This window comes from Novosphingobium organovorum (assembly GCF_022832435.1).
GTDB lineage: Bacteria > Pseudomonadota > Alphaproteobacteria > Sphingomonadales > Sphingomonadaceae > Novosphingobium > Novosphingobium organovorum.
In genome coordinates this window covers 1-24,155 of the sequence record NZ_JALHLF010000012.1, presented here as the reverse complement: position 1 = coordinate 24,155, position 24,155 = coordinate 1, and the positions used below count along the sequence as shown (strand labels likewise).

The 24,155-nt window shown below is 65.1% G+C and carries 16 protein-coding genes, 5 pseudogenes and 1 riboswitch; of the genes and pseudogenes, 6 read left to right on the top strand and 15 right to left on the bottom strand.

Going from position 1 to position 24,155, the window contains the following annotated elements:
* Positions 1-38: 38 nt before the first annotated feature.
* The 4 genes from gabT to MTR62_RS05455 all read left to right on the top strand — a co-directional run bounded on the left by gabT (position 39) and on the right by MTR62_RS05455 (position 6,803).
* Positions 39-1,319 (top strand): 4-aminobutyrate--2-oxoglutarate transaminase, encoded by a 1,281-nt coding sequence (gabT, locus tag MTR62_RS05470; RefSeq protein WP_244017778.1) that lies wholly within the window; start codon positions 39-41, stop codon positions 1,317-1,319.
* A gap of 8 nt (positions 1,320-1,327) precedes the next feature.
* Positions 1,328-2,791 carry an NAD-dependent succinate-semialdehyde dehydrogenase gene (locus MTR62_RS05465; protein ID WP_244017853.1) on the top strand — a complete coding sequence of 488 codons (1,464 nt, stop codon included), beginning with the start codon at positions 1,328-1,330 and terminating at the stop codon, positions 2,789-2,791.
* Positions 2,792-3,040: 249 nt separating this feature from the next.
* Positions 3,041-5,410 (top strand): TonB-dependent receptor, encoded by a 2,370-nt coding sequence (locus MTR62_RS05460; protein WP_244017776.1) that lies wholly within the window; start codon positions 3,041-3,043, stop codon positions 5,408-5,410.
* 163 nt (positions 5,411-5,573) lie between these two features.
* Complete coding sequence (locus tag MTR62_RS05455; protein WP_244017774.1) at positions 5,574-6,803, top strand: serine hydrolase domain-containing protein; 1,230 nt, start codon at positions 5,574-5,576, stop codon at positions 6,801-6,803.
* Between the two features lie 138 nt (positions 6,804-6,941).
* On the opposite strand, the gene MTR62_RS21420 is transcribed toward MTR62_RS05455, so the two are convergent.
* The 7 genes and pseudogenes from MTR62_RS21420 to MTR62_RS05425 form a co-directional block, all read right to left on the bottom strand.
* Entirely contained in the window at positions 6,942-7,127 is a 186-nt protein-coding gene (locus tag MTR62_RS21420; RefSeq protein ID WP_327194382.1) for a hypothetical protein, read from the bottom strand.
* Between the two features lie 191 nt (positions 7,128-7,318).
* Positions 7,319-7,477: pseudogene (locus tag MTR62_RS21415) on the bottom strand (fumarylacetoacetate hydrolase family protein); the annotation flags it as partial.
* 17 nt (positions 7,478-7,494) lie between these two features.
* Complete coding sequence (locus MTR62_RS05445; protein WP_244017851.1) at positions 7,495-8,289, bottom strand: cyclase family protein; 795 nt, start codon at positions 8,287-8,289, stop codon at positions 7,495-7,497.
* Between the two features lie 48 nt (positions 8,290-8,337).
* Positions 8,338-8,514: pseudogene (locus MTR62_RS05440) on the bottom strand (alpha/beta hydrolase); the annotation flags it as partial.
* A 30-nt stretch (positions 8,515-8,544) separates the two neighbouring features.
* Positions 8,545-8,652: pseudogene (locus MTR62_RS05435) on the bottom strand (VOC family protein); the annotation flags it as partial.
* A 283-nt stretch (positions 8,653-8,935) separates the two neighbouring features.
* Positions 8,936-9,256, bottom strand: a pseudogene (locus MTR62_RS05430) (IS110 family transposase); the annotation flags it as partial.
* A gap of 454 nt (positions 9,257-9,710) precedes the next feature.
* Entirely contained in the window at positions 9,711-10,874 is a 1,164-nt protein-coding gene (locus tag MTR62_RS05425; protein ID WP_244017772.1) for a MalY/PatB family protein, read from the bottom strand.
* 146 nt (positions 10,875-11,020) lie between these two features.
* Between MTR62_RS05425 and MTR62_RS05420 the strand changes: the two genes are divergently transcribed.
* Positions 11,021-12,271 (top strand): MFS transporter, encoded by a 1,251-nt coding sequence (locus MTR62_RS05420; RefSeq protein ID WP_244017770.1) that lies wholly within the window; start codon positions 11,021-11,023, stop codon positions 12,269-12,271.
* Between the two features lie 4 nt (positions 12,272-12,275).
* Here MTR62_RS05420 and egtD read toward each other — a convergent pair whose 3' ends face one another.
* Entirely contained in the window at positions 12,276-13,274 is a 999-nt protein-coding gene (gene egtD / locus MTR62_RS05415; protein WP_244017768.1) for an L-histidine N(alpha)-methyltransferase, read from the bottom strand.
* A 2-nt stretch (positions 13,275-13,276) separates the two neighbouring features.
* The gene (gene egtB, locus MTR62_RS05410) at positions 13,277-14,500 is read right to left on the bottom strand and encodes an ergothioneine biosynthesis protein EgtB (RefSeq protein ID WP_244017766.1); all 1,224 of its coding nucleotides are present in this window, start codon (positions 14,498-14,500) and stop codon (positions 13,277-13,279) included.
* 626 nt (positions 14,501-15,126) lie between these two features.
* Here egtB and MTR62_RS05405 point away from each other — a divergent pair.
* Positions 15,127-15,803: pseudogene (locus MTR62_RS05405) on the top strand (IS3 family transposase); the annotation flags it as partial.
* 229 nt (positions 15,804-16,032) lie between these two features.
* Here the strand turns inward: MTR62_RS05405 and MTR62_RS05400 are convergent.
* From MTR62_RS05400 to MTR62_RS05375, 6 genes are all read right to left on the bottom strand, one after another.
* A complete protein-coding gene (locus MTR62_RS05400; protein WP_244017764.1) occupies positions 16,033-17,019 on the bottom strand; it encodes an MBL fold metallo-hydrolase in 987 nt (328 codons plus the stop codon).
* Positions 17,020-17,230: 211 nt separating this feature from the next.
* The gene (gene pnuC, locus MTR62_RS05395) at positions 17,231-17,815 is read right to left on the bottom strand and encodes a nicotinamide riboside transporter PnuC (RefSeq protein ID WP_244017762.1); all 585 of its coding nucleotides are present in this window, start codon (positions 17,813-17,815) and stop codon (positions 17,231-17,233) included.
* Entirely contained in the window at positions 17,815-18,945 is a 1,131-nt protein-coding gene (locus MTR62_RS05390) for a phosphotransferase enzyme family protein (protein ID WP_244017760.1), read from the bottom strand. The genes pnuC and MTR62_RS05390 overlap by 1 nt, the downstream gene beginning before the upstream one ends.
* Before the next feature lie 2 nt (positions 18,946-18,947).
* Complete coding sequence (locus MTR62_RS05385; protein WP_244017757.1) at positions 18,948-21,200, bottom strand: TonB-dependent receptor; 2,253 nt, start codon at positions 21,198-21,200, stop codon at positions 18,948-18,950.
* 112 nt (positions 21,201-21,312) lie between these two features.
* Positions 21,313-21,422: riboswitch (TPP riboswitch) on the bottom strand.
* A 58-nt stretch (positions 21,423-21,480) separates the two neighbouring features.
* Complete coding sequence (locus MTR62_RS05380) at positions 21,481-22,995, bottom strand: FAD-dependent oxidoreductase (RefSeq protein WP_244017755.1); 1,515 nt, start codon at positions 22,993-22,995, stop codon at positions 21,481-21,483.
* Positions 22,996-23,463: 468 nt separating this feature from the next.
* The gene (locus tag MTR62_RS05375) at positions 23,464-23,682 is read right to left on the bottom strand and encodes a hypothetical protein (protein ID WP_244017753.1); all 219 of its coding nucleotides are present in this window, start codon (positions 23,680-23,682) and stop codon (positions 23,464-23,466) included.
* Positions 23,683-24,155 lie beyond the last annotated feature (473 nt).

Genomic DNA, 24,155 nt, shown 5'->3' with positions numbered 1-24,155 from the left:
GTGGCGTCCGGCCGCGCCATGCATGGGAAAGTTCTGACATGTCGAATTCCAATCTCCTCGCCCGTCGCGCGGCGGCGGTGCCGCGCGGCGTAGCGACCGCCATGAACGTGTTCGCCAGCAAGGCCGAAAACGCGCTGGTCTGGGATATTGAAGGCCGCGAATACGTGGACTTTGCCGGTGGCATCGCGGTGCTCAACGTCGGGCACCGCCATCCGCGGGTGATCGCGGCGGTGAAGGTCCAGCTCGAGGCTTTCACCCACACGGCCTTCCAGGTCATGGCCTATCCCGGCTACGTCGACCTGGCCGAGCGGCTGAACGCGCTCGCACCGATCGAGGGGACGACGCGCACGGTCTTCTTCACCACCGGCGCCGAGGCGACCGAGAATGCGGTCAAGGTCGCGCGCGCGGCCACGCAGCGCTCGGACATCATCGCCTTTACCGGGGGCTTCCATGGGCGCACCGCGCTCGCCTCGGCGATGACGGGCAAGGTTTCGCCCTACAAGAAGGGGCTCGGGCCCTTGCCGGGTAACGTTCACCATGTGCCCTTTCCCGGCGAGGCGAGCGGGGTCTCGCTGGAGGAAACGCTGCGCGCGCTCGACTTCCTCTTTGCAGGGACCATCGAGCCCGAGGCGGTCGCGGCCTTCATTCTTGAGCCGGTCCAGGGGGAAGGCGGATTCAACCCCGCGCCCGAGGGGCTGTGGCGCGCGCTCGATGCGCTGCGCGGCAGGCATGGCATCGCGATCATCGCCGATGAGGTCCAGACCGGGTTCGCGCGGACGGGTCGACTGTTCGCCAGCGAACACGCGCCGGTCCGGCCCGATCTCATTACCGTGGCCAAGTCGCTTGGAGGCGGGTTCCCGCTGTCGGGCCTGATCGGCCGCGCCGAACTCATGGATGCGATCGAGCCGGGCGGGCTGGGCGGAACCTATGGCGGTTCGCCGGTGGCCATCGCCGCGGCCCACGCGGTGCTCGACGTTATCGAGGAGGAGGGGCTTTGCGCCCGCGCCGAGCGTATCGGTGCGCGCTTGCGCGCGGCGATCGAAGGTTTCGCGACGCGCGCGGATCTGGTCCCCATCACCGGCCTTCGCGGCCCTGGCGCGATGATCGCCTTCGACATCGTGAACGCGGCGGGAGAGCCCGATGGCGTGCGCGCAAAGCGGGTGTGCCAGCGCGCGCACGAGGCCGGGCTGATCGTTCTGACCTGCGGGCGCCATGGCCAGGCGATCCGCATTCTCGTTCCGCTCACCGTCGAGGATGCGGTGCTCGAACGCGGGCTCGCCCGGCTTGAAACCGCGCTGCTGCACGAGGAGGCGGCGTGACCGCGGCAATGGGGACGCGCGTGCCCGACGCGCCCGCGCTGCGCCGCGAGGCGGCCTTTGTCGACGGCGCCTGGATCGCGGCCGAGCGCACCATCACGGTGACCGATCCGGCCGATGGCTCGGTCGTTGGAACCGTGCCCGACCTTGGACCAGAGGAAACCGGGCGCGCGGTGGACGCGGCGGTGCGCGCACAGGCGCAATGGAAGGGGGTTTCGGCCAAGGCCCGCGGGGCGATCTTGCGCAAGTGGTCCGATCTCATGCTCGGCAACGCAGAAGCGCTCGCGCGTCTGTTGACCCGCGAACAGGGCAAGCCGCTTGCCGAGGCACGCGGGGAAGTGGCCTATGCCGCGGCCTTCCTCGAATGGTTCGGCGAAGAGGCGCGGCGCATCAACGGCGAGACGATCCCGCCCCCTTCGCCCGACCGGCGTCTTGCCGTGCGGCGCGACCCGGTGGGCGTGGTGGCGGCGATCACGCCGTGGAATTTTCCGCTGGCGATGCTTACCCGCAAGGCTGGCCCGGCGCTTGCGGCGGGGTGCACGATGGTGCTCAAGCCGTCCGAGCTGACCCCGTTCAGCGCGCTGGCGCTGGCCGCGCTGGGCGAGGAGGCGGGCGTGCCGCCGGGCGTGTTCAACGTCGTGACCGGGCAGGCCGGCCCGATCGGGGACATCCTCACCGGCGATCCGCGCATCGCCAAGTTCACCTTCACCGGCTCCACCAAGGTGGGCAAGATGCTGGCGGCGCGGTGCATGGCGAGCGTCAAGCGGGTCTCGCTCGAACTGGGCGGAAACGCGCCTTTTCTGGTGTTCGACGATGCCGATGTCGACGCTGCCGTCGACGGGGCGCTGCTCGCCAAGTTCCGCAACAGTGGGCAGACGTGCGTGTGCGCCAACCGTTTCTATGTCCAGGACGGCATCTACGAGGCCTTTGCCGAACGCCTGGCGGCGCGGGTGGCGGGGCTGGTGGTTGGCGCCGGGCTTGCCGGGCCGAGCGATCAGGGGCCGCTGATCGACGCGCGTGCGCAGCGCACCTGCGCCGCCCATGTCGCCGATGCCGTGGCCGGTGGCGGACGGGTTCTGGTCGGTGGCAGGCCGGGCGACGGGCCCGGCACCTTTTTCGCCCCGACCGTGATCCGCGATGTCGCGCAAGGCGCGCTGTTGACCCGCGAGGAAACGTTTGGCCCGATCGCGGGTCTGATCCGGTTCACGCGTGAGGACGAGGCCATCGCTCTTGCCAACGCTACGCGTGCGGGGCTTGCCGGCTATGTCTTCACGCGCGACCTCGATCGCTCGATCCGGGTCACCGAAGCACTCGAATACGGCATGGTCGGGCTCAACACCGGGGCGATATCCAGCGAGGTCGCGCCTTTCGGCGGGATCAAGGAATCGGGCCTTGGGCGTGAAGGGTCGCGGCACGGCATCGACGACTACGTCGAGCTCAAGCTGGTCTGCACCGCCGTGGCGCCCGCGCGTTGAGCGTCGCTCCACTCCACCCCCGTCGCGCGTGGACAAGGACACCCCGGCCGGGCGCAGGGGTGGTGATGCTCCAGGGGTGGTGATGCTCCAGGGGTGGTGATGCTCACGCACCAGCCGGGCGCGCGAAGGCAACGCGCCAAGCCGGCGCGATCGCCATAGGCTCGGCAACCAGAGACGGAAGGGGCGCGCTCCTGGCCATCTCTGCGCGCAACGGCGCGCTTGGGGAGCGACAATCAGGGGGAAGTATCGATGACCAAGGGGAAACAGTTGGCGCGCCGTTCGGGGCTGCTCGTGTCGGGCCTGTGCGTCTCGTGGGTGGCTCTGGCGTGCGGGGCGAGCGCCGCGGCGCAGACGCAGGCGTCCGCGGTCGCCACGACGGGGCAGGCGGACGGGGAGGACCCGAGCGCCATCGTCGTGACCGCGACGCGCCAGAGCGTGCGGCTCGACAAGGTGCCGCTCAGCGTTGCGGCGCTGTCCACCGAGCGCATGGATCAGCAGGGGGTGCGCCAGATCGACGACATCGCGCGGCTGGTTCCGGGCGTGTCGTTCGCGCGCTCGACTTATGGCAACGGGTCGGGATCGAGCATCGCGATCCGCGGCATTTCCTCGAGCGTGGGCGCGGCGACGACGGGGATCTACATCAACGACACGCCGATCCAGGTCCGCACGCTGGGCTTCACGGCGACCAATACGTATCCCAGGGTCTTCGACCTCGCGCGCGTGGAGGTGGTGCGCGGACCGCAGGGGACGCTGTTCGGCGCAGGCGCCGAAGGCGGCGCGGTGCGCTTCATCACCCCGTCGCCCAATCTCGATCGCTACGAAGGCTACGCGCGCAGCGAGCTGGCCACCACGCAAGGCGGAGCGGCCAGCTACGAGGGTGGGGTCGCTATCGGCGGTCCGATCATCGATGGGCGGCTCGGCTTCCGGGCCAGCGGCTGGTATCGTCGCGATGGTGGCTATGTCGACCGGGTCGACTACCTGACCGGCGCCACTCAGGAGCGTAACGCCAACAGTCAGGACAGCTATGTCGGGCGCATCGCCTTGACCTGGAAACCCGCCGACAATCTCGAAATTACCCCCTCGCTCTACTACCAGAACGTCAAGACCGCGGATTCGAGCGTCTATTGGGAGGCCTATTCGCCGCGCAAGAAGGACTACAACAACGCGTCGGTGGTGGCTCAGCCCAGCCAGGACCGGTTCTGGTTGCCCGCGCTCAACATCCAGTACGATGCGCCGACCTTCTCGGTGATTTCGGCCACGTCCTACTTCAACCGCCGCTCGCAAGCGGTGTTCGACTATACCGGTTTCACCAACGCGACCTTCGGGGGAAGCGCGTTGCCGTTGTTCGAAGGGTATGTCGCCACATCGCAGATGAACAACGCGCAGAAGAACTGGAACCAGGAACTGCGCGTGCAGTCCAGCGACACCGGATCGTCGCTCAAGTGGGTGGTCGGAGCCTTCTACAGCGACTCGCGCCAGAAGGGCTACCAATCGACCGTCGATCCCTATCTCGGCACGCTGTTCGAGACTCTTTATGGCATCACCATCGAGCAGGCGACGGGAACCTCCGCGCTTGCCGGCGACGTTGTCTATCTCAACGTCAACACCGGTTCCGATCGGCAGATCGCCGGGTTCGGGCAATTCGACCTGACGCTGGCGCAAGGCCTCACCGCGACGGCGGGCGTGCGCGTGGCCGACACCCGCTTTTCGTTTCATACGAACCAGCAGGGGCCGGGGGCGGGCGGGACGATCATCGAATCGGGCAAACAGAGCGAGACCCCCGTCACCCCCAAGTTCGGCCTCAGCTACGAGACCCCCGGAGGCACCTTGCTCTACACCTCGGCGGCCAAGGGCTATCGCATCGGCGGCGTGAACTCGAGCGTCAACCCGGTCCAATGCGCGGCCAGCCTCGGAGCGCTTGGTCTTAGCGAAGCGCCGTCGAGCTACAATTCGGACAGCCTGTGGAGCTACGAGGGCGGCGTGAAGGGACGCACCGCGCGCGGCGTGCTGGGGTTCGAGGTTTCGGCTTTCTACATCGACTGGAGCAACCTGCAGCAGTCCATCTACCTTTCGGGGTGTGGACTGGGGTTCGTTGCAAACGCGGGCAAGGCATCGAGCCGGGGCTTCGACATGGCGGTGCAAGTCCATCCCAACGCCAGCTTCACGTTCTCGGCGACGCTGGGCTACGTCGATGCGCGCTACGATGAATCGGTCTATGCCGGATCGGACACGGTCCTCATCGTGGGCAAGGGAGACAAGATCGCGGGTTCACCCTGGTCGCTCAACCTCTCGGTGAACAACACCTTCGCCCTTGCCGGACGCCCATTCTATGCGCGCCTCGATTACGACTACCGCTCGCGCGCTTCCTCGCTTGCGCCGCGCTACAACCCGGCCAATTTCAGCTACGATCCGAGCGAGACACCTGCCGACGAACAGAACAACCTTTCGGTGCGCGTCGGGGTGCGGTTGGGCGGGGCGGACCTATCGGTTTTCGCCAACAACCTGCTCGACCAGAAACCGAGCCTTGCGCGCTCGCACTATTCCATTTCCGATCCGTACTTTACCAATATCACTGTTCGCCCGCGCACGTTCGGGCTGACGGGGACATACCGCTATTGAAGATGCGCCCTGCCTGCGCGCGGATCGGCGCGCAGGCAGGGCTTCTCCTTTCGCCGCGCGCCTGCGATTGCGGGGCGCGCGCATCTTATCCGTCCAGACCACTAAGAAGGAAATCAGCATGTTTCGGCAATTTTCGGCAAAGAGAGCGCTTCTTGGCGGCCTGATGCTCACCAGCGCATCGATGGGGCAGGCGCAGCAGTATCCGGCTGAAAAGGCTTCGCAGGCCGAAGCTGGGGTCTCGGCGCAGGCCAAGGTCGAGGACGCCATGGCCTCGCCGGTTTCGCCGACCATGCAGCAGGTGCGCCGCCAGATTCTCAAGTCGGACGGCAACGCGTTCTACTTTCGCGAGATGAAGGACCTCTTCTTCACCCGCGAAGTGCCCCATGCCTCCAGGCCCTGGGTCCTGCCCTACGTCGAACGCCCGATCTTGGCGACCTACCAGGTCGATGGCAAGACGCTGGGTCTGGACGATTTCCTCGAGCGGACGCGGACCAACGCCTTCCTGGTCATTCGCAACGGCAAGATCGTGACCGAGCAGTACCGCAACGGCACCAACGCGCAGACGCACTTCATGTGCTGGTCGGCGACCAAGTCGATCGTCAGCCTGCTGGTCGGCATCGCGGTGTCCGAAGGGCGTATCCAGTCGATCGATGATCCCGTTACCAAGTACCTGCCCGAACTCAAGACCGGCGCCTACAACGGGGTCTCGATCCGCGACATCCTGGAGATGCGTTCGGGTGTCGCCTACGAGGAGCGCTACGACGGCGCCCCGGGCATCGCGAGCGAGAACCACGAAGAGGCGCTGATCCGCAATGTGCGCCGCTTCGTCGAGCCGGCGCTGACTATCAAGCAGGCGCACAAGCCGGGGGCGGTGTTCGATTACAAGACGCTCGACACGGCCGTCCTGGGGTGGCTGGTCGAACGCGTGACCGATCGTCCTATCGCCTACTACATGGCCGAGAAATTGTGGGAGCCGTTGGGCACCGAGGCCGACGGCTTCTTCATCATGGACGGTCCGACCGGCAGCGGGCGCGAATTCACCGGAGCGGGCTACAACGCCACCTTGCGCGATCTGGGACGCCTTGGCCAGATGGTCCTCGACAAGGGCAAGGGCAACGGCCGCCAGATCGTGCCGGCCTCGTGGATCGCCCAGGCAACCGTCCCCACCAACGGGGAGGAAGGCAACGAAGGAGGGTACGGCTTCCAGTGGTGGACCGTAAAGGATTCCAATGCCTTCTTTGCCCTGGGGCTTCAGGGGCAGTTTATCTACATCGATCCCGATACGCGTACGGTGATCGTCAAGACGAGCTATTTCCAGCCCGACAATCCGCAGCTCTACGCCGAAACGATCGGCTATCTGGGGAATGTCGCGAAGGAGAGTTTCGCGCCCTGAGAGGCACGCCCCAAAGGCGCTACCTGGCGGCTTTGGGGCGTGGCGCCATGGGTTCGGTGGACGCCGCGAAGGGGCGTGTCGGTCACGATCAAGGCCGATCGGTAGCGGGTGGCCCCGCAGGCCACGTCCTGGCCAGGGTCAGCCCCGTGCAATCTTGTTCCGGATCGTGCCGAACGGGGCAAAGCCATCGAGCCGTCGGGCGGTCATGCTGACCGTTTCCCCGTAGGACAGGAAAGGGGGCGGTTCACGCCCCTCGATCGTGTCGATCGCGCGGCGCTCGGAAATGCAGCTCGAGCCGACCTGGACGTAATCGGGAGAAGACACGGTTCCCGATCCGATGATTGTCCCGGCCGCCAGTTCACGGGTGAGCGCGGCCTGGGCGACCAGTCGTTGATCTGGACGATTAGCTTGATGTGGCCGAGCGCGTCCGAGGCGTCCAGCCACCATTGCCAGGTGCGCGGTAGCGGCGCGCACAGGCTGCTCTGGTCGAATGCGGTGCCATCTCCGTCCTCGAGCCGGGCAGTCAGCGCGCGCAAGTCGGGGGCGCAGTGCGCCCAGTCCGCGATCGCGTCGAGCAGGCAGGCGGGTGCGGTGCGAAGATGGCGTAGGCCATCGCGTGAGACGAGGATCAGCCGACCATCGCGCGAACCGTCGGCAAGCGTTGCAAGGCGCATGGTTGAGCCCCTTGCGGTCAGTCTTCGTCGATGATCGCGACGGCGCGGGTCCAGCCTGCCGACGCGCCCTTGATCTTGTGCGGGAAGCAACTGATCGTGAAACCGTGAGGCGGCAGGGCCTCGAGATTGTGCATCTTCTCAAGGTGGCAGTAACCGATGTCGCGGCCCGCCTTGTGGCCCTCCCAGATCAGCGAGGTATCGCCGGTTTCCTTGACCTTCTGTGCGGTGTGGCTGAACGGCGCATCCCACGACCAGGCATCGGTGCCGGTCACCCGTACCCCGCGCGAAGTGAGGTACATCGTCGCCTCGTAGCCCATGCCGCAGCCCTTGCCCAGAAGATCCGGCTGGCCGAGCGCGGCGCCGGCCGCAGTGTTGACCACGACGATGTCGAGCGGCTTGAGCGTGTGCCCGATGCGGACCAGCTCGTTCTCGACGTCCCTGGCGGTGACGGCGTGGCCATCGGGGAAATGGCGAAAGTCCAGCTTCACGCCGGGCTGAAAGCACCATTCGAGGGGAACCTCGTCGATGGTGATGGTGCGCCTGGGCTCGCCTTGCGCGGCGTCCATGGTCGGGGGGAAGTGGTAGGGGGCGTCGAGGTGCGTGCCGTTGTGGGTGGTCAGCCGGATCCATTCCGACGCTGCGAAGCCCGCTCCGTCCGGGGTACCCTCGGCGGTCACGCCGGGAAAGAACACGTCGAGTTCGGGAGCGGTGTCCTGGTGGTTCTGGTACGTGATCTCGGGCCGCATGAAGGGCGGGTCGGAGACGACGTTGTTGCACAAGGTGATCGACCGGTCGACGAAGCGGCGGGGCATGGCAGCCATCCTTTCAGCTGGATCGGGGGGCATGTCCCGATGCGGGTCCCGGGGCGAATTGACCAGCTGGTCGTAGAGATCGTCGGCATAGGCGGGGCTGATCTGGCGATCGTTGGCGCCATGGGTGACGAGGAAGGGGACGCGGATGCGATCCATGTGGCCGTTGAGGTTCATCGCTGCGGATTTCTCGAGGAAGTCGTCCTGGTCCGCCGCTCCGAAGGCCCAGCGCCCGCAGGCCTGAATGACGGCGGGCCATTACACGTCGGCCGGCTGGAACAGGCGCGCGTCGGGGGCGGGATGGGGCATTGTCTGTGGGCCGCCCACGCCGGTGCCCCACTGGTCCATGACCATCGGAGCGGGTCGTCTAATCGCCCACCCAACGTCAATGCCTCTCCACGGAGAAAATCAGGCTCTTGTGTCCGTTCGTGCCGCAATCTTCCAATGGAGGGAGTTGCTTCCCGCTACTCGGAATGATCCCATCCGCGCCCCGGCAGGGACGGGCCGTAGCATCCAACTGGATGCGAGCCTTGTTCTTTTTGCCGCTATTTGCCGTTGACGCCGCCGCGGCTTACGCAGCTGTCTGGAGGCGGCGGTCAAACAACTCGCCGGTTTTCATCATCGTGTGCACGATGATGGCAAGCTTGCGGGCCAGCCCATCCGCGTCGTTCGCATCTGTCTTGTTCGGAGCCATGTTTAGATGCGCCTTGGCGTGGCGCGCATCGATGCAGATCGCCGGCAGCCCTTCCGCCATCAGCGCATGATAGAACCATACCGAGAAAGGGCCTGTCTCGAACACGATCCGCTTGGCCTGCGGGGCACGTTTGCGGATCATTCCGGCCAGAAGCTTCGGGTCAGAGGCACACTTCCCGCGTCAGATGCGCTTGCCATCCTGCCGAACCGAAACCGAAGTATCTTTCAGCGAAACATCGAGACCGATATACTGCTCCGTGGTTGTCCTCCGTACGATGCCTGGGCCCGGCACGTGCCGCGAGCCCGTTCTTCATCCTATCGGTGGGCAACCAACCTGCCAGCAATCTCGATCCGCGAACCAGCCTTTCCGGCAGTCGCGCCCGCGATTACCCTATGTTCGTGCATGGGTCGGATTTACGTAACGATTGTCTGCGGTTTGATCGCCTTTGAGACCGACTCTCACAGCAAGGAACGGCTTCGTTCCTCGGTTCATGATCGCATGAAGGCCCTCCGGTTCCGCCCGCACGGTCTGGGTGACTTTAAGCGCACAAGCTCGATCTGGCCTAGGCCGCACTGCAGCGCAGCGACGACAGAGCCCGGGGCATTGATCATAGCCGAGAGGTGCGCACTCATTACAGATTGGAAAATGCAGGGCTCGGCGCCGCTAGCGGGAGATTGGCGTTCGAAATGCGAACGCCGACTTCCATGGCGCTCACCGATGATGGCTTCAATTAACGGGAGAGGCCGCAGATCAGCCGGTCGAGACCATCTTTGAGCCGTGCGCGCGGGCAGGCGAAGTTGACGCGCACGAAGCCGTCCCCCTGTGCCCCAAAGATCGAGCCGGGAATGACGCGCACGCCAGCCTCGCGAACCAACCGATCGGCAAGCGCCTCGCTGGACATGCCCAGCTTTCGGCTGTCGATCCAGGCGAGGTATGTTCCTTCCTGATGGATCACATCGATGTGCTCAAGGTGCCGGGCAAAGGCCTGGCGCAGCAGGCGCCAGTTGCCTTCCAGGTAGGCGATGAGTGCGTTCAGCCATGCTTCTCCCCCGGTGTAGGCTGCCGTCGTGGCGGCCAGCCCTATCGGGTTCAGGTCGCGGATCTGATGCGCGGTCATGGCTGCCTCGACAGGTGCTCGCAATTTGGGATCGCTCACGACCACAAACGCGTTCTGAAGCCCCGAAATGGTGAAGGCCTTGCCGGCCCCGGTGCAAGTGATGCAGCCTGCCGCAGCGTCTTGAGCCAGTGCCGCGAAGGGGGTGAAGGGGTGCTCGGAGAACGCCAGATCGCCATGTATCTCGTCGCTCACCACCCTGACGCCGTGGCGGGCACAGATCCGGGCGAGCTGCTCCAGTTCCGCGCGTGTCCAGACGCGTCCGCCCGGGTTGTGCGGGTTGCACAGCAGAAGTACGCGCGCCTCAGGCGATGCGGCCTTTCGTTCCAGGTCGGCGAAATCCATGTCGTAGCGGCCCTGGCGCAGCGCCAGCGGGTTCTCGATCCGGCGGCAGCCCATGTGCTCAATTGCGGAGAGGAAGCGGTTGTAGACCGGTGGCTGCACGATCACACCGTCACCCGGCGCGCACAAGGCAGCCAGGATTGCCTGGATGGCGGGTGCGACGCCGATCGTCGGGATGATGCCGCTGCGCGGCAGGCGCACGCCGTGGCGCCGCGCAAACCAGCTTGCGATAGCCTCGAAATAGGCCGTGTCGGGGGTGGGGTAGCCGAACACGCCGTGCGCGATCCGCGCTTCGAGTGCCGTGATCACGGCCGGCGCGGTGCGAAAGTCCATGTCGGCTATCCCCATCGGCAGGATGTCTGCGCGCTCTTGCCACTTGGCCGAATCCGATCCGCCCCGTTCCACAGGAGTGTCGAAGTCGAAATGCGCCTCGGTCACGCCGGTTCTCCTCTTGGCTGGGGCAAGGGCGCGGTGACGCGGGCCTTGTTCGGGTGGCAGGAATGCGGCACCCTTAGGGGATGAACGGCGAAGCCAGCCAAAGTGCGCGCAGCGCTGCTCCCTCGCATATCGCTCATTACCCGCCGATGCCACGGCGCTCGATGGTGATTGCCGCGCTCTCGACGATGGTCGAGTGGTATGACTTCACGCTTTATCTCTATTTCGCGACGGTGTTGGCGCGGGTGTTTTTCGCAGCGGACGGACATTCGATGACGCAGACGCTGGGCGGCTTCGCGATCGCCTATCTGCTGCGCCCCATCGGCGCCCTGGTGTTCGGCCACCTTGGCGACCGCTTCGGGCGGCGCGTTGCGATGCTGGGCTCGATGGCGTTGATGACGGCGGCGATGCTGGCAACGGCCGTCTTGCCCACCTATGCGCAGGCGGGCCCTGTGGCGGGCGTGCTGCTGGTGCTCCTGCGCTGCGTGATGTCGTTTTCGGTCGGGGGGGAATATACCGGGGTGGTCGCCTATCTGCTCGAAGGCGCGCACGCGCACCGCCGTGGCCTGGTCGCGAGCTGCGCGTCGGCCTCGAGCGAAATCGGGGCTCTCCTGGCGGCGGGCGCCGCTGCGTTGACGGTATGGATCATGCCGTCCCATGCGCTTGTCGAATGGGGCTGGCGTATTCCTTTCCTGTTTGGCGGGGCGCTGGCCGCCTGTGTGCTGTTCGCCCGCGCCGCGCTTTCCGAGACGCCCGAGTTCCATGACCAGAAACGGAGCGGTACGGTCCCGGATCGGCCGATCCGGCACATCCTGTCGGGCCATCGCGCTGCCATTGCACGTGGCTTTGCGATCTCGGCCCTGGGCTCGATCACCTATTATGTGGGGATCACCTATGTTCCCGCGTTTCTCGATGCGACCGGAACCATGCCCGAAACGCAGGCTCTCTCGATCTCGACCCTGGCCGCGCTGACTGTCATTCTGGTGACCCCGCCGACGGGCATGCTCTCGGACCGTATCGGCCGTCGCCCGGTGCTCGTTGCGCTGGCGCTGGTCGCGATCGTGGTGCCTTCGGCGCTCTTTGCGGGGATGACCGCGAACGGCCTCGCGACCTGGGCAGGTGCCCTGTTCATGGCGGCGCTCGGCGGAGCGGTCAGTGCGGTGGGGGCGGTGACCACGGCCGAACTGTTCCCGGGCGAGGGGCGTCTCAGCGGTCTGGCCTTGGGCGCGACGAGCGCAACCGCCATCTTCGGCGGTCTTACCCCCGTGATCGCGCATCTCCTGGTGACCGGGACCGGCTGGGCCGGGGCGCCGGGCGCGATGATCTCGGCAGTTGCCCTCTGCGCAATCGCGGTATTCGTGGGGATACCCGAGACGGCGCCCGCTCGCCAAGCCCGCTGACCTTTCAGCCGCGCTCCTGATCGTGCGCGCGGGCCAGCAGCAGCGAATAGTCCCCATCCGTATCGCTCCAGTGGCTATGCGTGGTCCAGCCCCCTGCGGCGAGCAGGTCTTCCATTTCCCGGGGCGTGTACTTATGGCAGTTTTCCGTGTGAATGGTCTCGCCATGGCCCATTGTGAACGGCGTGCCGGCGACTTCGAAGCGGACATCCTGAATGGCCTCGAGGTGCATCTCGATACGGCTGCGCTCTTCGTTCCAGAGAGCCAGATGGCGGAAGCAGTCGACCGGTATCGAACCATCGAGTTCCCGGTTGATGCGGGTGAGGAGGTTGAGATTGAACTGGGCGGTAACGCCCAGGGCATCGTCGTAGGCGGCAATGAGCCGGCCCGGCTCCTTCGCGCGGTCCATGCCGATGAGAAGCCAGGCGCCTTCGCCGAGTGTACGGCGCATGGCGCCCAGCATGTCGACCGCTTCGGCGTGCAGAAGGTTGCCGATGGTGGATCCGGGAAAGAAGCCGAGCGCTTCAGGTGAGGCGCCGTCCGGCGACTTTACGCAAGAGGGCAGCGGCACTTCCTGCGTGAAATCGCCTTCGACGGGCAGGATCTCCAATTTGGGGAAGCGGGTGCCGAGCTCGGCGCAGGCGGCATCCATGAATTCGCCGCAGATATCGATGGGGACGTAGGTCGTCCTGGGCATGTGTTCGAGAAGGATGCGCGTCTTGAGCGAACTGCCCGATCCGAACTCGACCACCGGCGCGTCCGCTCCGCTCTGGCGCACGACGTCCGCGCTGTGCGCGCGCAGCAGCGCGGTTTCGGTGCGGGTCGGATAGTATTCGGGGGCCTGCGTGATCTCCTCGAAGATCTCCGAGCCGGTTTCATCGTAAAGCCACCGGGCGGGGATGGACTTGGCCCGCCCCGCAAGGCCGCTCAGCACATCCGTGCGAAAGGCACGGGCGAAGGAGCGATGAAGCGATCCGCTGGTCGCGTCGAGCGGCGATGTGGCCATGTTTAGAGATCCCTCGCAAGTCGTAGGCCGGTGAATTGCCAGCGCTGGTGTGGATGGAAGAAATTGCGGTAGGTCGCGCGCACATGACCGCGCGGGGTCGCGCAGCTTCCACCGCGCAGCACGAACTGGTTGGACATGAACTTGCCGTTGTATTCGCCAACCGCGCCGGGGGCGGGGCGAAAGCCCGGCCAGGGGCGATAGGCCGACCCTGTCCATTCCCAGACGTTGCCGTACAGCGACGCAAAGTCCCCTTCCGGGTTCTCGCCTCGCGGCTGGACGGCTTCGGCTCGGTCGAGTTGGACCCCGCCCGTTGCCGCCTGGCCGCTGGCGGCCGCTTCCCATTCCTGTTCGGTCGGGAGGCGCGCTCCGGCCCAGGTCGCGTAGGCGTCCGCTTCGTAGAACGAGATGTGGGTGACGGGGGCATCGAGGTCGATCGGGTGCCAACCGGAAAGCGTGAAGGTCTCGCGCGCCTCCGGCTCGCCTTCCCCCCTCCAATAGAGCGGAGTTGCCACGCCCTCGTCGCGAACCCAGTCCCACCCATCGGAGAGCCACAGGGACGCGGTTTCATAGCCTCCATCGGCGATGAAGGCGCACCATTCGCGGTTGGTGACAGGGCGATCGGCGAGCGCGTGGGGAGCAAGCCATTGCATGTGCGCTGGCCCCTCGTTGTCGAACGCAAAACCTTCGCCGGTGTGGCCGAAGGTCCGTGCGCCACTCGGCCCTTCCAGCCACCTGAGCTCGGCGGCGACACTTGTGGACGGGGCGGGGCCTTCCTCGCGGTAGGCCGGGCCGAGCGGATTGCAGGAAAAGAGATGTTTCAGGTCGGTCAGGAGCAATTCCTGATGCTGCTGTTCGTGCTGAAGGCCCAGTTCCAGCAGGGCGGCATGGTGTTCCTGAAGGTCGGACCAGGCCCGTTCGAGCGCGGCGTCTACATGCGCGCGATAGGCGAGGACGTGCTCCAGCGTGGGACGGGTGAGCATACCGCGGTGCGGGCGCGCCAGGCGGGCGCCTTCGGCTTCGTAATAGCTGTTGAAGAGAAAGGGCCACTTGTCGTCGAACAGGCGATAGTCTGATCGTGTGTCGCGCAGGAGGAACGTCTCGAAGAACCAGGTCGTGTGGGCCAGATGCCATTTGACCGGAGAGGCATCGGGCATGGACTGGACGGTTGCGTCGGCGTCGTTGAGCCCGCTGGCAAGGGCGACGCTCAGGTCGCGGGTCGTGTGCAAACGCGTCAGGTCGGGCGGACCGGCCCGAACCCGTTGGGTTCCAGCGGACGCGATTGGAGCGCGGGGTGAATACATGCCTTCGGCCTCGATCCCGGTGGACGGCCGGTATGGCCGCCCTTCCCAAACAAAGGCCATTCACGGCGAAAGTTCCAAGTCGGCACACCGGACATGACCGAAAGGCCGCTCTGACGTGGCAGCAGGTCCGGCCGCAATATAGTGGCGCGGGTCAGCGCTGCGCCTGGCTGCCGCTGTGGAAGAGAGCCGAGGCGAGGGGGGGGGGATTTCGTTTTCCCGCCCGGCGCACCGGCGCTCGGCGATGTAGCCTGCGGGTTGCCTGCCCAGTATCGGCGCGGTCTTGCCCGGTAGGTGGCCGCGCATGCAGGCGGGCATCCGCTGGCTGTGGTCGCCTGGCACCCATTGTGGTCCTTCGAAGCACTAGGCGGACTTCCCAAGAGCGGTCCTTCACACGACCTCGCGGCTGCCGCCTAATCGACCGCAACGGTTGCTGGCGCGGGCCACAGTTGTTCGCCGGGGCTGTCGGACCCGGGAAATTTGCAACCAACCATGTGAGGTTCCCCTGGATTTTTGGGCGCCTTCTATCCGCATTTCGAGGACAGGCGGCGGCGATGGGGAAGCCCAATTTCAGCGATGAGTTCAAGCGTGATGCGGTGGCTCAGATTACGGAGCGCGGGTATCCGTTAGCGGAGGTTTCTGAACGGCTCTGCGTCGGTCGGCATTCGCTGTACGCATGGAAGCGGTAACTGGCGAAGGTGGTGTCTGGCGATGCCGGCAAGGATGCGAAATTCGTCAGCTTAAGCGCGAACTGGCCCGGGGGACCGAGGAGCGCGGCAAGATGCTCGGCAGACGGAGTTGATCCGGCAGGCCTGGAACGATAGCGGCAGGGTCTATGGCTACCGCAAGTTGCACGACGACCTGCTGGATCAAGGCGAGGCCTGCTGTCCGAACCGGGTTGCCCGGTTGACCAGGCTGGCGGGTGTCAAGGCGCAGATCGGCTAAAAAGCGTCGGCCGGGGAGCTTTGGTGGCAAGCCATCGCTGGCGGTCGACAACACTCTGGATCGTCAGTTCGACGTCGCCGCTGCCGATCGGGCTTGGGTGAGGGGCACTGCCTGCATCCGGACCCTGGAGGGCTTTGCCTTTCTGGCCCTTGCGGTCGACCTCTATTCCCGCCGAGTGGTGGGTTGGTCGATGCAGAGCAGGCAGGCAACCGATGCGGTGCTGCAGGCGCTGCACATGGCGGTATGGCGGCGCAAGCCGAAGCAGCGGGTGCTGATCCACTCGGATAGTCATACGATTGATGCCAGTTCCCGGGTGGTTTGCTCAAACACCGAGCGACCCGAGCGCTTGGCTAGTGGTTCGATTCTGACATTTGATACCCTATCGGATAGGGCGCGCTCAAATGTCAGAATCTCTTCGAACCACTAGCATATATTTGATTCTAGTGGATATTACGATTTTGACATTTGCAGACCCATCCCAGCCGCCAGGGGATGCAAATGTCAAAATCAATCCACTAGGCGAAGTCGGCTGTTTGAGCAGGGCACATGGCGGTAAATTTCGCCGGATCCATGCCGCGAGCTTGCAGGCCGGCCCTCAGGCGCCGGGCGGGTTCGTCCCAAGGTTCATCCGTTAGCTTGAATGTCCCCCAATGCATTCCGATTGCCGCTCGCGCATCCAGATCCAGCATGATTTGTATCGCTTCGTCGGGATCGGTGTGCTGGGCTGCCATGAACCAGCGGGGCGCATAGGCGCCGATCGGCAGTAGCGCGACATCGACCGGACCAAAACGCGCCCGCAAGTCGCGAAAGATGGCGCCCGAGCCATAGCCGGTATCCCCGGCGAAATAGATCGTCTTGCCAAAGAGTTGCAGCATAAAGCCGCCCCACAGGGCCATGCGACGGTCGCGCGGGCCACGCGATGACCAGTGCAAGGCCGGTACGATGTGGGCTTTGGCTCCTGGGGCGATGGCGAAGCTGTCGAACCAATCCCCCGTTTCGAGGGGAGCATCGGGAATGTGGCGCCGGATTATGCTGTCATTGCCCAATGGGGTGACGATCCTCGCAGCGTGCTGCGCGTGAAGGTGCCGCAGGGTCGAAATGTCGAGATGGTCGTAATGGTTATGGGAAACCAGGATCATGTCGATGGGCGGCAGATCCTTCAACCGGATACCCGGGGCCGTGACGCGGTGCGGCCCGGCAAAAGTAATCGGACTGGCCCGGTTGGACCAGACCGGATCGGTCAGGATATTGACCCCGCCCGCCTGGATCAAAAGGGAGGCATGGCCGACCATGGTTATGCGCAAACCCTCGGCCCGCCGCGCGGGAAGGGTGGGGGACACCGGTACGGATTTCGGCCATCTGGTCCTGGGCGCCGTGCGATACCAACGCAGGATGTCGCGTATCGATCGGTCCGTTTCGGGCTCTCCGGCAAGGTTGGTAAAACGCTGCCCGTCAAAATGGGGGGAAATTGGCCCGGAATAATAGCGGTTCTTTGAAGGCATGGGGGGCATCGCCTGCGGTCTGGTTGTTCAAGCGTCCGCGTGCGGGGTGTCATGAACGGGGCGCGTAGCCCGGACCGAGTAGCACCTCGCAAGTCACTGCAAATGCAGGTTTGCCACGACCAGTGACGGATTGTCAAAGCCGGTTTGGCCGGTCCATTTCGTCAGCTCCGGCGGGTGCCAATTTCCTTCTGATGTCCAGCTGGATGTCCGTTTATGGCTTCCGGCGTGTCGCGGCGTTTCCGCCTGCATCGGTGCGGAGCCAGTTCCTGTATCCCAGGACTGCCAGGGCGACCATCGCCGTATAGAGACCGGCTGTCGGCCAAAGCCCCTTGAACACGAACATGCCGACGTAGACCACGTCCACCACAATCCACAGCAGCCAGCTGGAAGCATGGCGGCGCGCGGTCCAATATTGGGCAAGGAGGCTGAAGCTGCTCAGCGTCGCGTCCATCCAGGGGAGCGCCGCGTTGGTATGATGGCTGGTGAACCACCCTATGGCCGCAGCGCCAAGGGCGCCCGCCGCCAGTCCGGCGCAGGCCTCGAGGCCCGTCAACGGCACGACGACGACGTCGCCTTTCTCTTCCTTGCCCCGCATCCAGGCGATCCAGCCATAAAGGATGGCGATCCCGAACAAGGCCTGCAGCACCATGTCGGCGTAGAGCCGGACCTCAAGGAAAAGCTGGAAATAGAGCGCGCAGGCGAGAAGGTTGATCGGCCAGCACAGCATCCGGCGTCTGGCGGTCAGCCAGATGCCGAGGAAGCTGACGATGACGGCGATGATTTCGAGGGCAGACATCAGTTCCGGACCTCGCGCTCGAAACGCTCGAGGAATTCCCGGCCGGGCGGGGTGAGAAACCAGTCGGCATGGTCGATGAGATAGTCCTGCCATGCAAGGGTGGCCTGTGCGGGATCGGCAAGGACGCCCGCGAAGTAATGCACTTCGGACAGCGCGAACTCGATGTGCACGAGCGGCAGCAGATGGACGAGGGTTTCCACATCGGTGGCGTCAAGCGGGATCAGCGTCCGGTATCCGGACACGAGCGCCGCCGCGGCCTGCGCGTCGGCGGGTTCGTCCTCCCGTTGCAGCCAGGGAATGGCCGTCCGCTCGATCGCCGTGGCAAGATCGTGGAGCGCGCAGGAGCGCGCGGCGAGACCAAAATCGAAGACCGTGGCCACTGCGCCGTCCGAAGACCAGAGCAGGTTCGAGGGGTGCCAGTCGTTGTGCGTCCACAGCGGAGGCTGGTCCTGCAATCGCTGGGAAAGTCCCTGGCCCAGCGAGGCGAACAGGCGGGCCAGTTCCTGCCGCCAGGGCTTGTCCTTGAGGAACGCGGCGAGGGCGGGGCGGGCCGCGATATAGTGCGCGGCGCTGGCCAGAGGGTCGTGCGCTGGCAGAATGGTAAAGCTGGCGACGAGCGGGTGCGGGCCACGCGGTGGCGCGTTGAACCCTTGCGCGGCACGGTGCAGCCGGGCAAGCGCGACGCCCGCTTCGAAGGCATGGGCCGGCGTCAGGAACGGTGTCCAGGATTGGCGTTCGCGGTAAAGGTCGATGCCCGTGCCCTTGCGATGCACTTCGTAGGTCCACGCGCCCTGTGTGATGGTGCCGGTGCCATCGCGGGCCTTCAGGATCTCCGGCACGGGCAATCCGGCGGCGAGGAGATGCTCCATGAACGCATGTTCCTGCGCCAGCGCGGCGGGCGTGCGCAAACGGTGATGATGGCGTTTGAGGAAGAACTCTCCGGTATCGGTCTGCACCAGCGTGGCGGCGGAAAACGGGCGCGGCGAATGCCAGCGCAGGCCGAGCAGGCGCCCGGCGTCGGGAAAAAGGGCGAGGATCGCCTCCGCCTCGGCTGCGGTTATCGCCGGCCATGTCGGCGCTTCGAGCGCTGTGCCCATGCCGTGAACGCGATGAGGTGCCACGCCGCTCATGGTCAGAACGCGCGCGACAGCGTCGCCACGAAGGCGCGGCCCGCGCCGATGTAATAGGATGGGGCCGAACCCGTGATGACCGTGCCGTTCCGGCCAGGAGTGTCCTGCGCGCTGGTGCTGAACGCATAGACGCCCGAAAGCACATGCGGGTTGGTCACGTTGAGAACGTTGAACCGCAGGTCGGTGCGCCGTGCATCGATCAGTCCGGCCAGGTGGACACCGACTGACAGATCGAGCGTTGCATACCCCTTTATGCTCTCGTCGTTCATGAAGGTCGCGTACTGGCGGCCGACGTATTTCAGAGCCGAGCTGCCGAACAGTCGCCCGTCATCGTAGGTGGCTCCCATGGCGAACTGGACGCTGGGGCTTGCGACCGCACGCTTGCCCCTGGTCGGCAGATAGTCGCCGCCGATGGGCAGGTCGTCGTCGAGGCGCGTGTGCAGATACTCGCCGGATGCATAGACGCTGATGCCCTCGCTCGGGCGATAGTCGATTTCGCCGTCGAGGCCGAAGGAAGTCTGGCTGCCCGCGTTGATCGTGGACGCGATCTGCGCGCCGCCGCTTTCGACGACTGTTGCTACTTGCCGGTTTCGGAAGTGGTAGTGGAAGGCGGTCATCGAAAACGACAGGCTCGCGCCGATGTAGCGATAACCCAGCTCCTCGGACACCGAGTATTCGTTCTTGAGCGCGTTCGTCCCCTGCGTCACCAGTTCGCCCTCGTAATAGCTGTCGTAGAGCGCGAATTCGTTGGGGGGGCGAAAGTTGGTGGTGATGTTCGCGAACAGCTGCTGGCGATCGTCCAGCTTGAAATGGATGGCCGCGCGCGGCAGCGGGGCAAAGCTGTCGGTGTGGACCTGCGCTTGCGGTCCGGGCAGATAATTGGTGCCGCGCCGCTCCATGTTCACGCCCTTGAAGCCGATGTCGATACCCAGCCTTGGGGACAGCGCGATGCTGTCGGCCGCGAAGAAGCTTCTTGTCATGGTTCGCGTGCGCTGGTTCTCGTAGGCGAGCAGGCGACCATCGGCGGTCCGGATCGCCTTGTCCTGATAGCCCCACTGGTCGAGCGGGCGCCCATCGGACCCGATCGAGGTGTAGGACTGCGTGACGCGGTCGGTGCCGTAATCGAACCAGAGGCCGAGCGTGATCGTATGCGCCCCGGCCTTCAGGGTGAGCTTGCTCACGTCGCCGATGCGAAATTGCTTGCCGGTGTAGTTGCCAAGAACGGTAGCAAGTCCATCGACCGCGCCCGGCAGGGTGATCGGCTGGGTCAGTTCCTCCTCGCCAAGGTAGTTTCCGGTGGTGGAAAGCTGCGTGCCGTAGGGGGAATTGCCATGGCCGGTCTGGAGATAGGCCGAGCTGTCGAAGCTCAGCCCATCGTGCAGCTGGAGATGGACCGGGGCGGCGAAATAGAGGTTGCGGAAAGGGCTGCGATAGAGCCGCCAGTAGTTGGTGTCGCCATCGGTGTAGTGCGCATCGTAGTTGAAGCCGCGCCCGCTTTCCTGCCATTGGGCAAGCGTCGGGCTGGGGTATGTCGAGGTGTTGGCGTCGTTGTAGGATACAGCGAGGCTGGCGCGGTTGCCATCGCCCCATTCGCCCAGGATCTTGGCATCGACGTGCTGGCGCGTGTCGAAGCCCGCGCCGCGCCAGTTGTCCGCGCGGTTGCGCGAATAGGAGACGAAGGCCTTGATCCCGCTTGCCCCCAGCGCGCCGGTGTCGAACCGGGCAAAGAGGCGCCGTTCATCGTAAGATCCGACGGAAAGATCGAGGAGCCCTCCCATCTCGGGCCTGGGATCGTCGAGCGTAAGCGAAAGCACGCCGCCCGCAGCGGCGACGACCGGCGCGTCAATGTCGGCCGCGCCTTGCGCCAGTGCGACCTGGCGCACGTTCTCGGCATCGGCAAATTGCGAGGGGTAGGCGTAGTAGTAGCCGATGTCGTTCTGGGGCGCGCCTTCCATCAGGACACCGATCTGGTCCTGCCCCAGTCCGCGCAGCGTAAGGCTGGAACTGGCGGACAGCCCGTAGGGATCGCTCGATGAGACATTGGCGCCCGGCAGCAGGTTGACCAGCTGGAACGCGTTGAGCGTTGGCGCCTGCTTGACGATGAAATCCGACGAAATGGCGCTGACCGCCTTGGGCGCGGTCTGGTCGGGCAGCAAGCCTTCGGGGTCAGGATGGCCGATGACGCGGATTTCCGGGCGATCTGCGTCCGTGTTCGAGGCATCCGATGCGTTCGCGGCTTCCGATGCGTGCGCCATCGCGGCTGGCTCAAAGGCGAGGAGCGCAAACGCCAGGGCGGTTCTGCTTGGAAATCGGGTTTTGCCAGTCATCGTTTTCTCGCGTCCACTCCATGTGGAGGGACAACGGAAACAAATGACCGCTGGCCCTCCCTACGCCGGTGTCAACCGGATCAGGTTCAGCGGGTCGCGGTCTGCTGACCACCTCTCAGCCATGCGTAAATGGCCCCCCGGGGATAGAGCACCCCCTAGGTGTTCGGAAGGCTTGTGGAAAGACCTGTCGTGCATCGGGCACCGATGGTCACATGTCCTGCGCATCCCAGCGCTCTTCCATCTGGAGGGCGAGCATGTCGCGCCCGACGGTCAGCACGGCGCGATCTTCGCCCTTTTCGCGGAAGAATACCGCGAAATCGTCTGCCCCCGGATCGCCTTCAAGGCGGCTCGCCTCCGGCTTTGCATGGCCGACGTAGCGCATCTGCGTTCCGAAGTAGCCGGTCCAGAAAAACGGCGTCTGGGCGAACGGGGTTTGCGCGGCACCGGTGAATGCGCGGGCGAGGTATTGTCCCATGCGCTGCGCGTGGACCCAGTGTTCGACGCGCAGCGGCTTGCCGGTGCGCGGATCGGGATAGCTGGCGATGTCGCCGATGGCGTAGACATGCGGGTCACTGGTGCGCAGATTTCCGTCAACACGCACGCCGCCGCTGGCTTCGCAAAGCGCCAGATCGCCGGTCAGCGCAAGGTCGAGCCTGGGCAAGACACCTATTCCGGCGATCACGAGGTCCGCTGGCAGGCGTGTCGTATCGTCAAGCCAGACCGCGTCGTGCTCGAAGGCGGTGACGGTGCGCCCCATGTGAAAGGTGACACCATGCTCTTCGTGGAGACGTCGAACATATTGGCCGGTCTCCTCGCCCAGGATGGAGGCCAGCGGCGCGGCGTCCTGCGCCACGACATCGACGTCCAGCCCCTGCTGGGTGAGCGAGGCGGCGACCTCGAGGCCAATGAAGCTCGCGCCCAGAACCACCGCGCGCTTGCCTTCCTGAACCTGTGCGAGGATCGCGTCGGCATCGGCCAGCGTGCGCAGCGTGTGGACGCGCGCGTCTTGCGCTCCGGGGAAGTCCGGCATCGCCGCGCGTGCGCCGGTCGCGAGCACGAGCGTGCCGTAGGTGACCGTTTCGCCGCTTTCGAGGGTGAGCGAGCGCGTGACCGGGTCGAGCGAAACGACCGGCGTGCCAAGGCGAATGGGCGCCGGTTCGCCGAGCCCCTGGCCGGGTGCGGGCAGGAGGGCTTCGTCGCGCGATTGCCGACCGGCCAGATATTGCTTGGAGACGAACGTACGTTCGTAGGGCGGATCGCTCTCTGCGCTCAGGACCAGGGTGTCTTCGCCATGACCAAGGCGCGAGAGCATGTCGGCCATGGCGTATCCGCCCGCGCCGCTGCCGATGATGACGATCGGGGTATCGATGGCCAGTTCGCGCCGCGGAGCGGGCGTATGGCGCCGGCCAGTGACACGGATCAGTCCATCGCTCTGTTCGACGCGGTAGCATCCCAGATTCTCCAGAGCCGGCCCGCCGACCGCCTCGCCATCCTCGAGAGAGAAGCGCGCGTGATGCCACGGACAACGCAGCTGGCCATCGCTCACTTTTCCGGTCTCGAGCGGTGCACCCAGGTGCGTGCAGGAGCCGGACACGGCCCGAAGGCGACCATCTTCAAGCCGCGCGAGCACGACATGTTCGCCCTCGTACATTCCCGCGAGCATTCCGCCGGGGGCAATCGCATCCTCGGGGATACCCTGAGCTAGATCGGTCTTGCCTTGCATCGTACTTGCCTCCCTGCCGGAGTGAGAATGGCCACAAGCGGGGCGCGGACCACAAGCCTGCGCAATCGCGAGGCGGGGCAGCCCTGATTTTCGCTGCGGAACGGCTGTCCGGTGCGTGGCACCGGAGACTTTGCCGTCTCGCTTGATCCAATCCCCGAGTGCGGCACAAAGTTCCCGCTGTCGGGAGGAAGTGACCAGCGTCGGGCGTGCCGCGCATTTTTTCGACGACTTTCCAGTCGCCAAGGTCATTTTGGGCCCGGCGATTCCCACGGTGTGACGCCGCAAAGCGGTTTTAAGGCACGCGCGCAAGAGCCCTGCATCAGGTAACAGCGCGCAAGGAGGTCGATGTCTATCGCCCCTTCGCCACGCGTGCCTAGGGTTGATCGGCGTCGTGATCCTTGCCATCTCGCGCTCGCCGGCTTTTTCATGCCAATGGTGGCTATGCCTTCGGCGGCGGCGTGGTTTGATCTATTGGCCGATGGGCCTTGCCCGGCGCGCTTCACGGCGCTCGGAATGCTTCTTGTAGAAGTAGCCGCCGGCGGCGACGGTGATGAGGCCTATCGGGCCCATCCGCTTGAGCAAGGTGGGGGCGGCGATCCCGATGATGGTGCCCGAGGTGCCAGTGATGCCGTCGACGTTCTTCGCAGCATGCCTGCCGATCACAGCGCCGATAATCTTGCCGATCATGAGTCGTCTCCATTTTGTAAAAGGGGATGTTTGATGCCTTGTGGCATGGCTTGCGTTATCAAGGCCGCAGGGCGAACATGGTTCCGCCCCTGTGCGAGGAGCCGCTCGGCATGCGCGGCGAGCTCATCCGCTCTGATCGCAATTCACTGGGCGACAAGAGGAGGTCAGAGCGGAAATTTGAGCAAGCTGGCTCAGGCCCTGCGGTATGCTACCAGGCAGTTCGCGCGAAACGGGGCCGATCACTTCGGGGCGCATCCCGCGACCGTGATCGACTTGCTCTATCACGGCGTGGATACGCTCGCGTTTCTCGCGCTAGTGGATTGATTTTGACATTTGCATTCCCTGGCGGCTGGGATGAGTCTGCAAATGTCAAAATCGTAAAATCCACTAGAATCAGATAAATGCTAGGACGTAGTGACAATTTAATCACTTGAGCCATAGCATGATGCTGGCGAGTTTGACGAAACCGAGGA

Excerpts from the sequence above, each read along its gene's own strand:
- gabT (WP_244017778.1), top strand. The coding sequence starts at position 39 with ATGTCGAATTCCAATCTCCTCGCCCGTCGCGCGGCGGCGGTGCCGCGC.
- MTR62_RS05465 (WP_244017853.1), top strand. The coding sequence starts at position 1,328 with ATGGGGACGCGCGTGCCCGACGCGCCCGCGCTGCGCCGCGAGGCGGCC.
- MTR62_RS05460 (WP_244017776.1), top strand. The coding sequence starts at position 3,041 with ATGACCAAGGGGAAACAGTTGGCGCGCCGTTCGGGGCTGCTCGTGTCG.
- MTR62_RS05455 (WP_244017774.1), top strand. The coding sequence starts at position 5,574 with ATGCTCACCAGCGCATCGATGGGGCAGGCGCAGCAGTATCCGGCTGAA.
- MTR62_RS05445 (WP_244017851.1), bottom strand. The coding sequence starts at position 8,289 with ATGCCCCGCCGCTTCGTCGACCGGTCGATCACCTTGTGCAACAACGTC.
- MTR62_RS05420 (WP_244017770.1), top strand. The coding sequence starts at position 11,021 with ATGCCACGGCGCTCGATGGTGATTGCCGCGCTCTCGACGATGGTCGAG.
- egtD (WP_244017768.1), bottom strand. The coding sequence starts at position 13,274 with ATGGCCACATCGCCGCTCGACGCGACCAGCGGATCGCTTCATCGCTCC.
- MTR62_RS05400 (WP_244017764.1), bottom strand. The coding sequence starts at position 17,019 with ATGCCTTCAAAGAACCGCTATTATTCCGGGCCAATTTCCCCCCATTTT.
- pnuC (WP_244017762.1), bottom strand. The coding sequence starts at position 17,815 with ATGTCTGCCCTCGAAATCATCGCCGTCATCGTCAGCTTCCTCGGCATC.
- MTR62_RS05390 (WP_244017760.1), bottom strand. The coding sequence starts at position 18,945 with ATGAGCGGCGTGGCACCTCATCGCGTTCACGGCATGGGCACAGCGCTC.
- MTR62_RS05385 (WP_244017757.1), bottom strand. The coding sequence starts at position 21,200 with ATGGCGCACGCATCGGAAGCCGCGAACGCATCGGATGCCTCGAACACG.
- MTR62_RS05380 (WP_244017755.1), bottom strand. The coding sequence starts at position 22,995 with ATGCAAGGCAAGACCGATCTAGCTCAGGGTATCCCCGAGGATGCGATT.
- MTR62_RS05375 (WP_244017753.1), bottom strand. The coding sequence starts at position 23,682 with ATGATCGGCAAGATTATCGGCGCTGTGATCGGCAGGCATGCTGCGAAG.